The sequence below is a fragment of the Pseudonocardia sp. T1-2H genome (assembly GCF_038039215.1).
Taxonomy (GTDB): Bacteria; Actinomycetota; Actinomycetes; order Mycobacteriales; family Pseudonocardiaceae; genus Pseudonocardia.
In genome coordinates, this window is the sequence record NZ_JBBPCL010000001.1 from 4415468 (window position 1) to 4429361 (window position 13894).

Consider the following 13894-nt stretch of genomic DNA (forward strand, 5'->3'; position numbering starts at 1 on the left):
GCTCAGCTGCTACGGGCAGGCCTCCAGTATCAGGTTGAACGGCGTCTCCGTGGCCCGTCGGACGCGGGTGAAACCAGCCTCGTTGAGGATCTCGGTCAGCCGCGCCTCGCCGGCCTGCGCGCCGAGGGCAGCGCGTGGCTCCTCGGTCATCGAGTGGGGGCAACAGATCACGATCGACGCCCCGTAGTAGAGCCGACCGACCGGAGTCATGTTGTCCTCGAACGTGTCGTTGGCGAAAGGCTCGACGAGCAGGAGAGTCCCGTCCGCCTTGAGCGCCTCGCGGACGTGCCGGGCGGCACCGAGCGGATCGGGCATGTCGTGCAACGCGTCGAAGATCGCGACGAGGTCGTAGTCCGTGCCGGGGAAGTCCGCGGCCGCCGCAACCTGGAACGACACCCGCCCCGCGAGGCCCGTGTCGGCCGCGCGCTTGCGTGCCTGCTCGATCGATGGGGCGTGGTAGTCGAACCCCGTGACCTGTGACCTCGGGTAGGACGCACCCAGCAGCAGCGTTGACGCGCCGTGCCCGCACCCTACGTCGGCGACGTTCGCCCCGCGGTCGAGTTTCTGGGCCACTCCGTCGAGCGCGGGTATCCAGGAGGAGACGAGATTGGCGACGTACCCCGGTCGGAAGAAGCGCTCGACGCCCTCGAACATCGCCGGGTCGTGCTCGTGCCACCCGAATCCGCCGTCCGTCCGGATGGTCTCCGTGAGGCGTTCGACGTTCTTCCCGACGGCGACCGGGATGTGGAACGCCGCAGCGAGCTGAAGTCCCTCAGGCGCCGCGAGCGCGAACGCCTGCTCCTCGGTCAGGGAGAAGCGCTCCGTGGCGGCGTCGTACGTGATGTAGCCGCCGGCCGCCTGGCCCCGGAGCCACTCCAGCGCATACCGCTCGCCGACCCCGGCCTCCTCTGCGACCTCAGCTGCACTCGCCGGCATGGTCGCAAGCAACGCGCGGTACAGGCCCAGCCGATCCCCGATCACCGCGCTGATCGCGTGATAGGCCCCGCCCAGGTCCGCGACAAAGCTGCCCAGCAACTCGTTCAGCTTGCCCTCGTCGACGCTCATACCGGCCTCCTCCGTCGTCCGCGTCGTGTCACGGCTCAAGGACCATTGCGAAACCAGGTACGAAATCTGTCAAGAGGACCAGGCCCGGGCAAATGGAACGAATTACCGGCGGGTGCGGCCGGCCGGCGTAATACGCTGGACCGACCAGCACTCGTGCAGCAATGCGATCTCGCGCGTCGGGCCGTTCCGGCGCGGCGACGGCACCGCACTCGTCTACCCGCCCTGCTCGCCGCCACAGCTGAGCCGTGCACCCCCTCCCTCGGCTGCTACCGGCCACGAGGGATCACCGAACCGCTCGTCCCGTTCGGACCGCGCGCCACCGCGTCGACAGAAGCCCACGTCGATGTGGCAGTTGCCCGCCACCTCCTCCTGTTCGATCGCCACGATCACCCCGTCGCGGATGCCGACGCAGCGGCCGACCTCCCCGGCAGGGGTGATCATCCGAGGTGCGCGGAACAGCAGGTCGAGCTCCGTCGTCACTGCTGCTCCCGGTGGGCCCGCCAGGATGCGACGGCCGAGATGTCGCGCAACGATTCGCCTGCCGCGTGCACCGTCGCGCGCAGGAGGACGGCCAGCGCCGCGGAAGAGTCCGCCAGCTTTACCACGCCCAGCTCCAGCTCGGGTGGCTCGGCGGGGAGGAACGCGACGCTCACACTCACGGGCGGCCGCAGCCGATCGGCTGCCCTACGCCGCAACCGAGCTCCGGGGTACTTCGGTGCGGTACGCACCTCGCCGACGAAGGCAGCAATGCCGCTCCGGAAGACCCACCACCCGGTCGGCGGCCTACAGGGCCGAAGAGAAGAAGGAGTTCGCCGCGATGAACCTCGCTGACCACGCCGGAGTCCGGCTCACACACGGCAAGCCCAAGGTCAACGGCGTGGAGATCCACTACGCGATCGGCGGCGCCGGCGAGCCGGTGTTCTTGCTGCACGGCGTGCCGAAGACCATGTCGTACTGGCGCCACGTCGTGCCGTTACTGACCCCGCACTACACCGTCATCGCGGTCGACAACCGAGGCTTCGGCGGCTCCCAGCGCCCCCTGACCGGCTACGACACCGCCACGATGGCCGGTGACGTCGCCGAACTGGCCACCCACCTGGGCTTCGACCAGTTCCGCGTCGCCGGCGAGGACTGGGGCGCGGCCATCGCCTACGCCGTCGCCGCCTTCCACCGGCCCCGGGTGCAGCAACTGGTGTTCCAGGAAACGCTCCTACCAGGATTGCCAGCCGGCGAACACGACCCCTCGCTCGCCGCCGACGACGGCCGGACCGGCTGGCACTTCAGCTTCTTCAGCCTGCCGAACCTGCCCGAGCTGCTGCTGGCCGGGCGGGAACGGCCGTTCTGGACGTACTACGCCAGACGCCAGATGTGGGACCCCAGCGCGCTGGCCGAGGAGGACATCGACGAAATGGTGCACTCGGCCGAGCAGCCGGGCGGCACCAGGGCCATCTTGGAGATGTACCGCGCCCGCCAGACCGACGCCGAACAGAACCGCCCGCATTACGCCGACCCGATCAGCTGCCCGGTCCTGGCCGTCGGCGCGCAGGCCTACCTCGGGGACGAAGTATCCAAACAGCTCGCGCAAGTGGCCCGCGACGTCCGCGGCGCCGTCATCCCCGCGTCCGGTCACAACATCGCGCTGGAGAACCCGGCCGCCCTGGCCCAGGCCTACCTCGACTTCTTCGCAGGCGGCTGAGCCGCGGGTTCAGCCATGTGACCCAGCGGCATTGCGCTGTCACTCCGATGCCGTCGCAGTTCACGTCTGTGCGCTACGGCGAGCGGCTCGCCGAGATCGACGCGGGCCCCTCGATCGGCAGCGTGGGCGACTCGTTCGACGACGCAATCGCCGAGACCGTCAATGGCTACTGCAGGGCCGAGTTGATCCGCGGGCCGGCCCGGCAGGGGCCGCGGAAGACCGTCGAGGACGTCGAACTCGCCACGCTGGGCTGCGTGCATAGAACGGGCCTTCATCAGCCCCAGGGCGGCTCACTCGTCGATGGCACGCTTGCTCGCGTTGAGCAGGTGTCGAACACGCCGCTTGATCCTCCAGGCAACGAATGGCATTTCGCGCTGGGTGTGCTGTTCGCTCTTGGCGCTACTGAGCAACTCGACGCCTCGCCAGTCCAGCGGTAGAGGATCTGATCCAGGGGCAGGTGCGCAGCTACGCGGCGAGGTGTAGAGCCCGACCGCCTTGTCATCAGAAGGCGGCAGGGTCGGGGAGCTGCGGGTTCAGACGGGATCGGTCCGGACGCCTGGTGAGGGACAGCGGGCCGGGAGGGTCAGACCCGCACCCGCCGATCGGCGGTCGCCGAATGTTCCGACGGCGAGCAAGACTGGGCGAATGACCTCGACAGCTTCCCCAGCGATGCAGAAGGCCGACCTGGACGCCGTGTCGCCCGACGTCCACGGCCTGATCAGCAAACAGACCGCTGAACTCGACGGCGTCTCCGTCACCCGAGTGCGCTTCGACGTCGGAGCCCGGTGGTCGAACGACCTCAAGGACTACGCAGGAACGCACAGCTGCGAGCTACCGCACGTCGCGCTCGTGCTCAGCGGACGCCTGCACGTCGTGATGGACGACGGTAGCGAGGACGAGTTCGGCCCGAACCAGGTGATGCTCCTGCCCCCCGGTCACGATGCCTGGACCGTCGGCGACGAGCCCTGTGTCTTCGCGGAGTTCTCCCGGGGCAACGACTACTACAGCTGACGGGGCCCAGGTCTGCGCCCCGCAGCCCATCGCCGGAACCCGGTCCCCTGCTGGTGGGCGCGGACCTCGTCGACGTCGACGATGTTCCCTGTGCTGGTTCTCCCCGAGCTGATCGACGATCCGCTTCGATCTGCGCCGCAGCGCTCGAGTCCGGCTCGGCCTTGTCCTGCACGATGAAGGGCAGCTCCAGCGCCCGACTAGCCCACGACCTCACACGGACAAAGCAGCGACGGCGTCAGCGGGCAACCAATTCCATTTTCAGCCCGGAACGGACCGCCCGACAGGGCTAACGGAACTAACCCAGCGCGTCGTCGGCGGTGGGTGGAGCGGACCCACTCGACCGCTGCCTGGGCGAGTTGTCGCAGGCCCGGCGCGGTTCGTCATGGGCGGCCGGGGTTGTGTGGCGTCGTATCCTTAACCGCAGATCGGGGGACGGGGTGGCGTCATGTCGAGCCCAGCGAGGTTGCGAGAGCCCGAGGTGCTGGCGGCGCAGCTGAGCGCCCTCCGCACGGTGGGTAAGCGGACCGGCAGCACGTTCTGCCTGGGCGCGATGGAGGCGTTGCGCTGGTTGACCGAGGGCGGTCCCGGCCCGCTGACCGGAGCCTTGATCGGGAGGTCGGTGACGTTCCGGGCGATCGTGCGAGAGCTCAGCGCTGCCGAGGCCGTGATCTACGAGCACCCGTCCGAGCAGCGGCGGTACGCCGAGGGCGTCGAGCACGCCCTGATGTGGGCGCAGTTCACCACCCCGGCACCGCCCGCGCCGCCCACGCCGCCCGCGCCTTCTGAACGCGGGGGCCGCGCCGGCGTAGCTGCTCACCACACGCGGTTGCCCCGGTCGACGTACGGGTAGCCACTGTCCATCCGAGTTGACGTGGGGAGTATCAGGATGGCAACCGGCGCGACCGGCTTCAGTGACGTCTTCTACGACCTGGTCTCGGTGCAGCACCACGCGCTCAAGGCCGGTCACGACTACGGCCAGTACGTGCGGGACGCCGAGAACGGCGGTTACGGCGAGATCGCCGAGTTCTTCGAGCAGGTGATGAAGGAGGATTCGCAGCGGGCCTCGACGTGTCATCGGTTCCTGACCGAGCTGTCCGGCAAACAGGACGCCGGCCCGGCAGCGAGCTGACCGCCCCCAAGGGTGTCCCCCGGTTTCGCGCAGGGACCGGACACTGTCCCCCACCGTCGAGGGCTCCGGCTGGGCCGGCCGTTGCGAGGCCGCGACCGGCGCCTCCCGGCAGCGGCGCGCGAGGCGGCGGCGAGCAGGTCGACATCTGCTGGTGGGGCCGCCCCGACCCGGCCTCGCGCCCAGATGAGTGGGAGGGATTCGCCAATGTCCGAGCAGAATGGTCCTGACCGCACGGCCACCCTGCACTATCCCGGTGGCGAGTACGAGATGCCGATCGTGGAGGCGACCGAGGGCGCCGGCGGGCTGCGCGTCGACTCGATGCTGGGCGAGACCGGGCTGACCGGTCTCGACCCCGGCTTCGTCAATACCGGGGCGTGCCGGTCCGAGATCACCTACATCGACGGCGAGGCCGGCATCCTGCGCTACCGCGGCTACCCGATCGATCAGCTCGCGCAGCGTTCCACGTTCCTCGAGGTGAGCTACCTGCTCATCTACGGGCAACTACCGAACAAGGCGCAGCTCGAGCGGTTCACCGGGCAGATCCAGCGCCACACGCTGCTGCACGAGGACCTGAAGCAGTTCTTCCGCGGTTTCCCGGCCGACGCGCACCCGATGCCGGTGCTGTCCTCGGCGGTTTCGGCGCTGTCGACCTTCTACCAGAGCAGCCTGGACCCGTTCGACGAGCCCAACGTCGACCTCTCGAGCGTGCGGCTGCTGGCCAAGGTGCCCACGATCGCCGCCTATGCCTACAAGAAGTCGATCGGCCAGCCGCTGCTCTACCCGGACAACGCGCTGGGGCTGGTGGAGAACTTCCTGCGCCTGACCTTCGGCCTGCCCGCCGAGACCTACCAGGTCGACCCGGAGGTGGCCCGGGCGCTGGACATGCTGTTCATCCTGCACGCCGATCACGAGCAGAACTGCTCGACCTCGACGGTGCGGATGGTCGGCTCGGCGCAGGCGAACCTGTTCGCCTCGATCTCGGCCGGCATCAACGCGTTGTTCGGTCCGCGACACGGCGGTGCGAACGCCGCGGTGCTCACGATGCTCGAGTCGATCCGCGACGACCACGGCAACCCCGACGCGTTCGTCACCAAGGTGAAGAACAAGGAGCCGGGCGTCCGGCTGATGGGGTTCGGGCACCGGGTCTACAGGAACTACGACCCGCGCGCGGCGATCGTCCGCGACGCCGCCCGCGGCATCATCGACAGGCTCGGCGGCGGCGACGAGCTGCTCGACATCGCCCAGCGGCTCGAGGAGATCGCGCTCGGCGACGACTACTTCATCGAGCGCAAGCTCTACCCGAACGTCGACTTCTACACCGGCCTGATCTACAAGGCGATGGGTTTCCCGACCGAGATGTTCCCCGTGCTGTTCGCCATCGGCCGGCTGCCCGGTTGGATCGCGCACTGGCGCGAGATGATCGATGACCCGGACACCCGCATCGCCCGTCCGCGCCAGCTCTACACCGGGCCGCCCCAGCGGGACTTCGTCTCGGTCGGTGACCGCTGATCCGCACCGGGCCGCCGGCGGGCGCCGACTCCCAACCACCGGATCGTCGTGCTCGCTGGGTCACCGAGGCCGTCATCGCCCCTTTGGCTCGGAGCCAGCGGGTGTCCGGGCGAGGCTGGGAGGCGGTTACGGGGTGAGCATGAAGGCGCCGTAGCCGACGACCCGGGCTGGGTCGGCCCCGGCGTCGGCGGAGGTGGCCAGGCGCAGGAGTTCGACGTGCATGTCGCATTCGGCGGCGTGGCGCAGCAGGCCGCGGAGGGCCTGACAGCCGCAAGCGGCGTCGGAGGTGATGGCCGGGGTGTCGCGGGCGAGGATGGCGGTGGCGGTGCGGGTGTCGCGCTCGCGGGCTGTTGGCTGGTCGAGGTAGTGGCTGAGGTCGGTGGAAACGACGGCCACGGTCTCGGGTTCGGTCAGCAGCGCGGCCAGCAGCCGGGCGACGGTGGCGGGTTCGGTGGCGCCGACGAGGACGGGCAGCATCGGGATGTCGGGTCCGAGCGTGCGGATCAGGAACGGCAGTTGGGTCTCGATGGCGTGCTCGGCCGCGTGCGGGCGGTCATCGACGGTCACGCCGGGCAGCTCGGCGGCGGTCTGCCGGGCCCAGGGGTCGATCGGGACCGGGCCGAGCGGGGTAGCGAAGGCGTCGACGCTCGGCACCGCACTCCCGGTCAGGGGCACGTAGTGCGCGGGGCCCAGCACGACGACCCGGGTCACGTCCGCGCGGCAGGCGGCGAGCTGAGCGTAGGCGCTGCCGGCGACCGCGCCGGAGTAACGGTAGCCGGCGTGCGGGGCGATCAGGGCGGCCGGGCGTCGGCCGGTCGGTCGGGCGTCGGCCAGCAGGCCGTCCACCCGACTGGCCAATACCGCCGGGTCGGCCGGATAGAACCGGTCGGCGACAGCGGCCGGGCGGACCGCCATCGTTCAGCGCTCGCCGAGCTCGGCGATCGACAATGGCAGCCGCCGCCGGCCCCACTCGCCGACCGGGCCGTCGTACCGACCGGCGAGTGTGGTTCCGCATGCCGTGCAGCGGCCGTGGTCGGTGAGCTCGTAGCGGCCGATGACGTGCCAGTTCCGCTCGACCACCGCCGCGCCGCAGCCGGGACAGGTGGTCCGCCCCCCGTCGGTGTCGTGGACGTTGCCGGTGTAGACGTAGCGCAGTCCGTGCCGCTGGGCGATGCGGCGGGCCCGGGTGAGCGTCGCCGGCGGAGTGGGCGGGACGTCGCGCATCTTGAAATCGGGGTGGAAGGCGGTGAAGTGCAAGGGCACGTCGGGCCCGAGGTGGTCGGCGATCCATCCGCACTCGGCGTCGATTTCCGCGTCGGAGTCGTTGTGCCCGGGGATCAGCAGGGTGGTGATCTCGAACCAGACATCGGTGCAGTGCCGCAGATGAACCAGCGTGTCCAGAACCGGTTGCAGGTGCCCGGCGGAGACCCGGTGGTAGAAGTCGTCGGTGAAGGCCTTGAGGTCCACGTTCGCGGCGTCAAGGTGGGCGAACAACTCCCGCCGCGGCTCATCGCCGATATAGCCCGCGGTGACGGCCACCGCCTTGATCCCCCGGGCCCGGCAGGCGTCGGCGACGTCGACGGCGTACTCCAGGAAGATCACCGGGTCGTTGTAGGTCATCGCGACGCTGCGGCACCCCAGCCGTATTGCGGCGTCGGCGATGTCGTCGGGGCCGGCGGCATCGGTCAGGCGGTCGATCTCGCGGGACTTGGAGATGTCCCAGTTCTGGCAGAACCGGCAGGCCAAGTTGCAACCCGCGGTGCCGAACGACAACACCGCGCTGCCGGGCAGGAAATGGTTCAGCGGCTTCTTCTCGATCGGGTCGACGCAGAACCCGCTGGACCGGCCCCACGAGGTGAGCACCACCTGGTCGCCGACCCGGCCGCGGACGAAGCACAGGCCGCGCTGGCCCTCGCGCAACCGGCACGCCCGCGGGCACACGTCACACTGCACCCGCCCGTCGCCGAGCTGGTGCCAGTAGCGGCCGGGTACCGTGTACCGGTCGTCCAGGCTGATCTCGGAAGTCACCGCACCGCTCCTCCCGAACCCACGATAGCCACGATGCGCGGCTCCGGCAGCGGCCGATTCGAGCACCGGCAAGGAGCCTCTGGATCTCCTCGTGCTCCCACGTCTCGCCCTCGGGCGGCGCCGCCGGCTCCGCGTCCACCCGGTCGACGAAGGGGCCGGCGATCACCGCGTGATGTTCTGGAGACCTCTCACAGTGCATCAGAAAGCGACTCACGCGATGACCGCACCCGATCAAGTATTGACCCTGGTCGTCTCCTGCACGAGCAGTTGACCTCGGCCTCGCCGGACCTGCTGCGCTCGATGCTGATGACTCTTTGCTGGTCGGGTCGAGCCCGACGGCGCACAACGCGGACTGGTGGAAACCACTCAGACCAAGCCCTGAGCCATATCGTCGATCATCAGGTCGGGAGACGATGCATCCGGGCCAAAGGCAGTTCCCCGCACCCGTTCAGACCGCGTACTGCCACGCCACTGCGGACGCTATTCCTGTCTTGAGACCTTTCATTCCTGTACCTCTTGACGGCTACTTGTGATCCAAGACACACTTCTATGCGGCTCGGGCCATCTGTCGAGCGCAGACCGCCTCGACGACGAGCGTGCATCGCGCAGGGAGGCCCACGTGGTGACCACACCGGGCGGTCAGCCCCCGCAGAGCGATCCCTCCCAGGAGTCGGGCGACCAGATCCCGCAGGTCGGCTTCGCCACTCCGAGTACGGGCCGCACCGTTCTGGTCACCGCGACCGCGGCACTTGGTGGCTTCCTCTTCGGCTACGACACCGCGGTGATCAACGGCGCGGTGAAGGCAGTCGGGGAGGTGTTCCACGCGTCGCCCCTGGTCCTGGGGTTCGCGGTCGCCGCGGCGCTCATCGGCTGCGCCATCGGCGCCTGGTTCGCTGGCGCGCTCGCCGACCGGCACGGCCGGATCAGGGTGATGATCCTGGCCGCGATCGCGTTCGCCGTCAGCGCGCTGGGCGTCGGTTTCGCGTTCTCCATCTGGGATCTCGCGTTCTGGCGCCTGATCGGCGGGCTCGGCGTCGGCGCCGCGTCGGTGATCGCTCCCGCCTACATCGCGGAGATATCGCCTGCCCACCTGCGCGGCAGGTTGGGCTCGCTGCAGCAGCTGGCCATCGTCACGGGCATCTTCGTGGCCCTGCTGGTGGACTACGCGCTGGTCGCCGGCTCCGGCTCGGCATCGGCACCGCTGTGGTTCGGCCTGGCGACGTGGCGGTGGATGTTCCTGTCGTTGCTGGTGCCCGCGGTCGCCTACGGCCTGCTGGCCCTGACGATCCCGGAGTCGCCCCGGTACCTGTGCGCGAAGGAGCGCCTGGGTGAGGCGGCGACCGTGCTGCGCCGGTTCGTCGGCGGGGACGTCGACGGGCGGATCAAGGAGATCATCCGGACGCTCAGGGGCAAGAAGGACGAGGGCGGCTTCGCGACCATCCGCGGTCCGCGGCTGGGGTTGCTCCCGATCGTCTGGGTCGGGATCGGGTTGTCGGTCTTCCAGCAGTTCACCGGCATCAACGTGATCTTCTACTACTCGTCGGTGCTGTGGCAGGCCGTCGGCTTCGACGAGAAGGACGCGCTGGCGATCACGGTGATCACGTCGGTCACCAACATCGTCACGACCATCATCGCCATCGCGCTGGTCGACCGGATCGGCCGCAGGCCGCTGCTGCTCATCGGCGCGATCGGGCAGTTCGTCTGCCTCGGCGTTCTGGCGTTCCTGTTCGGTACCGCACCGGTCATCAACGGCACGCCGACCCTCGGGTCGGCCGGCCCGATCGCACTCGTTGCGGCGAACCTGTACGTGGTGTTCTTCGGCGCCACCTGGGGTCCGGTCGTCTGGGTGCTGCTCGGTGAGATGTTCAACAACAAGATCCGCGCCATGGCGCTGTCGGTCGCGGCCGCGGCGCAGTGGGTGGCGAACTTCATCATCTCCACGACGTTCCCGGCGCTGTCCTCGGTCGGGCTGGGTCTGGCGTACGGCGTCTATACGTTCTTCGCCTTCGTGTCGATCTTCTTCGTGATCAGATACGTCAAGGAGACGAAGGGACGCGAGCTGGAAGAGATGGTCTGACGATGGCCGCGCCGACGTCGACTGTCCGTGATCTGCCCGATGCACTGCACGACGACGGCCGGTTTGCCGAACGCATGGCCGGTCGCCGCCCGGCGGTGTTCCTCGACTACGACGGGGTGCTGACGCCGATCGTCGACCGGCCCGAGGACGCGCTGATCTCCGACAGCATGCGGGAGACGGTGCAGGCGCTGGCCAAGCGGTGCCCGGTCTGCGTGGTCAGCGGCCGTGACCGGCTGGTCGTGCAGGAGTTGATGGGTGTCGACGACCTGGTCGTCGCCGGCAGCCACGGGTTCGACATCTGGAGCCCCACCGAGGGCACGATCCAGCATGACGCCGCCAGCGGGTTCGAGGACGTGGTCGCCGAGGCCGCGGACCGCCTCCGCGCGGAGGTGGGCTCGATCCCGGACGTGGTGGTCGAGCCGAAGAAGGCTTCGGTCGCGGTGCATTTCCGGCTCGTCGACCCGGCTCAGCACAAGCGTATCTCCGACATCGTCGACGCCATGCTCGCCGAGCAGCCGGACCGGCTGAAGGTCACGCCGGGAAAGATGGTCTACGAGCTCCAGCCGCAGATCGACTGGAACAAGGGCCGGGCCGTGCTCTACCTGCTGCATACCCTCGGCCTCGACACCGACGACGTCGTGCCCGTCTACCTCGGCGACGACATCACCGACGAGGACGCCTTCCGGGCGCTGGCCGGGGGTCGCGGCATCGGGATCATCGTCGGGCACGCCGATGATCCCGAGGTGGCCGATCGGGCCACAGCCGCGGACTTCGTGCTCCCCTCGCCAGCAGAGGTGGAACAGCTGCTCTCCACTCTGGCCCGCTGACAGGCCGTTTCGCCGTACCGAGAGAGGGAACCTGTGTCCGGCTTCGCGATCGCCTACGACAACTACGACCCCGGCAATGAGGGTTTACGGGAATCGCTGACGTCGACGGGCAACGGCTACTTCTGCACCCGCGGCACGGCCGAGTGGGAGGACGCCGACGGCGTCCACTACCCGGGCACCTACGCCCACGGTGGCTTCAACCGGGAGACCACGATCCTCGGCGGCCGGCCGGTGCTGAACGAGGACCTGGTCAACCTGCCCAACTGGCTCATCCTCAAGCTGCGGATCGAGGGCGAGGACGCGATCCGGCTCGAGAACGTCGAGCTGATCTCCTACGAGCACTCCTACGACATCCGGCTCGCGATGGTCCAGCGCGTCCTGCGTTTCCGCGACCGCGCCGATCGCGAGACGACGCTGCGCAGCCGCCGCTTCGTCAGCATGGCCCACAGCCACCAGGCCGGCATCGAGTGGACGCTGACGCCCGAGAACTGGTCGGGGCGCGTCGAGGTGATCTCCGGGCTCGACGGCCGGGTGACCAACCAGATGGTCGCCCGGTACCGCGAGCTGGAGGGTCGCCACCTCGACCCCGTCTCCCCCGCACCTTCGGGCCGGAGACCATCGCGATCAAGGTGCAAACCCGGCAGTCGAACATCTACGTGGCCGAGGCCGCCCGCATGCGCGTGTTCCGCGACGGCGCGCCGGTACAGGCGGAGCGCAGCCTGCACCAGATGGTGGACTACATCCAGCAGGTGATCGCATTCGACGTGACGCAGGGCGAGTCCGTGCGCGTGGAGAAGATGGTCTCGCTGTTCACCTCGCACGACAACGCGATCACCGAGACGCTCGCGGCCGCGGGGCGGCACGTGCTGCGCTACCCGGACTTCGCCGAAGCGCTGGAGGAGCACGCGTCGGCGTGGACGGAGCTTCTGGGAGGTCTGCGACGTCGCTTCCCCACGAGCCCCGGGTGCAGCTGCTGCTGCGCTTCCACGTGGGCCACGTGCTGCAGGTGTGTTCACGGCACACGGCACGCCACGACGCCGGCGTCCCCGCACGCGGGCTCAACGGCGAGGCCTACCGCGGGCACGTGTTCTGGGACGAGCTCTACGTCTACCCGTTCCTGAACTTCCGGCTGCCCGACGTCACCCGGGGCTTGCTGCTGTACCGCTACCGCAGGCTCACCGAGGCGCGCGCCGCGGCGCGCGAGGCCGGCTTCCGGGGCGCGATGTTCCCGTGGCAGAGCGGCAGCGACGGCACCGAGGAGACGCAGGTCGTCCACCTCAATCCGCTGTCCGGGCAGTGGGATCCCGACCACAGCCACAACCAGCGGCACGTCAACGCCGCGATCTTCTACAACGTCTGGAAGTACTACCAGGCCACCGACGACCGGGAGTTCCTCCGCGACTACGGCGCCGAGCTGATGCTCGAAATCGCGCGGTTCTGGGCGTCGGCCGCCCACTACAACCCGGAGCGCGACCGCTACGAGATCCACGGCGTCATGGGACCCGACGAGTTCCACGAGCGCTATCCCGGCTCCGACGAGGACGGGCTGCGCAACAACGCCTACACCAACGTGATGGTCGCCTGGATCGCCGACACCGCGCCGCGCGTGCTGAGACTGCTGCCGGTGAGCCGCCGGGAGGCGCTGCGTGCCCGGCTCGGGCTGACCGACGACGAGCTGCGCACCTGGGACGAGATGAGCCGCAAGATGTACGTGCCGTTCCATCCGGACGGCATCATCAGCCAGTTCGAGGGCTACCTCGACCTCGAGGAGCTCGACTGGGAGCGCTACCGGGCCCAGCACACCAACGTCCAGCGCCTCGACCGGATCCTCAAGGCCGAGGGCGAGGACCCCGACCGGTTCAAGCTGGCCAAGCAGGCCGACACGGTCATGCTGTTCTTCCTGTTCTCCGACGAGGAGCTCCGGACGTTGCTCGGGCGGCTCGGCTACGCGCACGATCCGGAGCTGACCCGGCGCACGATCGACTACTACGACCGGCGCACCTCCCACGGCTCCACGCTGAGCCTCGTGACCCACGCGGGCGTCCTGGCTGACATCGATCCGAAGAGCTCGTGGGACCGGTTCATCGTGGCGCTGGAGAGCGACATCGGCGACGTCCAGGGCGGGACGACGAAGGAAGGCATCCACATGGGTGTCATGTCCGGAACCCTGGACCTGTTGCAGCGCTACTACGTCGGCAGTGACGTCCGGGAGGGCGTGCTGTATTTCGAGCCGACCCTGCTCGACCGCCTCGACGGACTGGTGTTCTCGATGCAGTTCCGCGGTACTCCATTACGGGTGTCGATCGCCGGCGACCAGCTGACCGTGCTCGCGCTGCCCGAGGGCTTCCGCGGACCGGTCAGGATCGGCGTCGGCAGCGAGGTGCGCGAGCTCGGCGCGGGCGACAGCACGGTGTTCCGGTTGTCCCACGAAACCGGGCCGGCGGATCCGAACCATCCGAGCAACGCGGAAGGGAGCCACCATGGCGACAGGCTTTGAGGGGGCCATCTTCGACGTCGACGGCGTGCTCGTCGACTCCCCCACGAGCGGGCCT

The 13894-nt window shown here is 69.1% G+C and carries 13 protein-coding genes and 2 pseudogenes; 10 read left to right on the top strand and 5 right to left on the bottom strand.

Annotated elements, in window-relative coordinates:
• Positions 1-9 precede the first annotated feature (9 nt).
• From WBK50_RS21760 to WBK50_RS21770, 3 genes are all read right to left on the bottom strand, one after another.
• A complete protein-coding gene (locus tag WBK50_RS21760) occupies positions 10-1065 on the bottom strand; it encodes a class I SAM-dependent methyltransferase (RefSeq protein ID WP_341337377.1) in 1056 nt (351 codons plus the stop codon).
• A 213-nt stretch (positions 1066-1278) separates the two neighbouring features.
• The gene (locus tag WBK50_RS21765) at positions 1279-1545 is read right to left on the bottom strand and encodes a hypothetical protein (protein ID WP_341337378.1); all 267 of its coding nucleotides are present in this window, start codon (positions 1543-1545) and stop codon (positions 1279-1281) included.
• A complete protein-coding gene (locus WBK50_RS21770; protein WP_341337379.1) occupies positions 1542-1724 on the bottom strand; it encodes an allophanate hydrolase-related protein in 183 nt (60 codons plus the stop codon). The genes WBK50_RS21765 and WBK50_RS21770 overlap by 4 nt, the downstream gene beginning before the upstream one ends.
• Positions 1725-1882: 158 nt before the next feature.
• Here WBK50_RS21770 and WBK50_RS21775 point away from each other — a divergent pair, with 158 nt between their 5' ends.
• From WBK50_RS21775 to WBK50_RS21800, 6 genes and pseudogenes are all read left to right on the top strand, one after another.
• Positions 1883-2761 carry an alpha/beta fold hydrolase gene (locus WBK50_RS21775; protein WP_341337380.1) on the top strand — a complete coding sequence of 293 codons (879 nt, stop codon included), beginning with the start codon at positions 1883-1885 and terminating at the stop codon, positions 2759-2761.
• A 31-nt stretch (positions 2762-2792) separates the two neighbouring features.
• A pseudogene (locus WBK50_RS21780) lies at positions 2793-3021 on the top strand (IS3 family transposase); the annotation flags it as partial.
• A gap of 409 nt (positions 3022-3430) precedes the next feature.
• A complete protein-coding gene (locus WBK50_RS21785; protein WP_341337381.1) occupies positions 3431-3772 on the top strand; it encodes a cupin domain-containing protein in 342 nt (113 codons plus the stop codon).
• Between the two features lie 445 nt (positions 3773-4217).
• Positions 4218-4622, top strand: coding sequence for a hypothetical protein (locus WBK50_RS21790; RefSeq protein ID WP_341337382.1), 405 nt, complete (start codon positions 4218-4220; stop codon positions 4620-4622).
• A gap of 36 nt (positions 4623-4658) precedes the next feature.
• Positions 4659-4901, top strand: coding sequence for an acyl carrier protein (locus WBK50_RS21795; RefSeq protein ID WP_341337383.1), 243 nt, complete (start codon positions 4659-4661; stop codon positions 4899-4901).
• Between the two features lie 204 nt (positions 4902-5105).
• Entirely contained in the window at positions 5106-6410 is a 1305-nt protein-coding gene (locus tag WBK50_RS21800) for a citrate synthase (protein ID WP_341337384.1), read from the top strand.
• Between the two features lie 126 nt (positions 6411-6536).
• Here WBK50_RS21800 and amrB read toward each other — a convergent pair whose 3' ends face one another.
• Together amrB and amrS are read right to left on the bottom strand one after the other, a co-directional pair.
• Positions 6537-7325 (bottom strand): AmmeMemoRadiSam system protein B, encoded by a 789-nt coding sequence (amrB, locus tag WBK50_RS21805; protein ID WP_341337385.1) that lies wholly within the window; start codon positions 7323-7325, stop codon positions 6537-6539.
• A gap of 3 nt (positions 7326-7328) precedes the next feature.
• Positions 7329-8438, bottom strand: a complete 1110-nt coding sequence (amrS, locus tag WBK50_RS21810; RefSeq protein WP_341337386.1) for an AmmeMemoRadiSam system radical SAM enzyme — start codon at positions 8436-8438, stop codon at positions 7329-7331.
• Positions 8439-9057: 619 nt separating this feature from the next.
• Between amrS and WBK50_RS21815 the strand changes: the two genes are divergently transcribed.
• From WBK50_RS21815 to WBK50_RS21830, 4 genes and pseudogenes are all read left to right on the top strand, one after another.
• Positions 9058-10515 carry a sugar porter family MFS transporter gene (locus WBK50_RS21815; RefSeq protein ID WP_341337387.1) on the top strand — a complete coding sequence of 486 codons (1458 nt, stop codon included), beginning with the start codon at positions 9058-9060 and terminating at the stop codon, positions 10513-10515.
• Between the two features lie 2 nt (positions 10516-10517).
• Positions 10518-11342 carry a trehalose-phosphatase gene (otsB, locus tag WBK50_RS21820; RefSeq protein ID WP_341337388.1) on the top strand — a complete coding sequence of 275 codons (825 nt, stop codon included), beginning with the start codon at positions 10518-10520 and terminating at the stop codon, positions 11340-11342.
• Between the two features lie 33 nt (positions 11343-11375).
• A pseudogene (locus tag WBK50_RS21825) lies at positions 11376-12103 on the top strand (glycoside hydrolase family 65 protein); the annotation flags it as partial.
• A 203-nt stretch (positions 12104-12306) separates the two neighbouring features.
• Positions 12307-13839: a glycosyl hydrolase family 65 protein gene (locus WBK50_RS21830; protein ID WP_341337389.1), complete on the top strand. Its 1533-nt coding sequence runs from the start codon at positions 12307-12309 to the stop codon at positions 13837-13839.
• The last annotated feature ends 55 nt before the right edge of the window (positions 13840-13894 follow it).

Coding starts and splice junctions, on each gene's coding strand:
- WBK50_RS21760 (WP_341337377.1), bottom strand. CDS start 1,065: ATGAGCGTCGACGAGGGCAAGCTGAACGAGTTGCTGGGCAGCTTTGTC.
- WBK50_RS21775 (WP_341337380.1), top strand. CDS start 1,883: ATGAACCTCGCTGACCACGCCGGAGTCCGGCTCACACACGGCAAGCCC.
- WBK50_RS21785 (WP_341337381.1), top strand. CDS start 3,431: ATGCAGAAGGCCGACCTGGACGCCGTGTCGCCCGACGTCCACGGCCTG.
- WBK50_RS21790 (WP_341337382.1), top strand. CDS start 4,218: ATGTCGAGCCCAGCGAGGTTGCGAGAGCCCGAGGTGCTGGCGGCGCAG.
- WBK50_RS21795 (WP_341337383.1), top strand. CDS start 4,659: ATGGCAACCGGCGCGACCGGCTTCAGTGACGTCTTCTACGACCTGGTC.
- WBK50_RS21800 (WP_341337384.1), top strand. CDS start 5,106: ATGTCCGAGCAGAATGGTCCTGACCGCACGGCCACCCTGCACTATCCC.
- amrB (WP_341337385.1), bottom strand. CDS start 7,325: ATGGCGGTCCGCCCGGCCGCTGTCGCCGACCGGTTCTATCCGGCCGAC.
- otsB (WP_341337388.1), top strand. CDS start 10,518: ATGGCCGCGCCGACGTCGACTGTCCGTGATCTGCCCGATGCACTGCAC.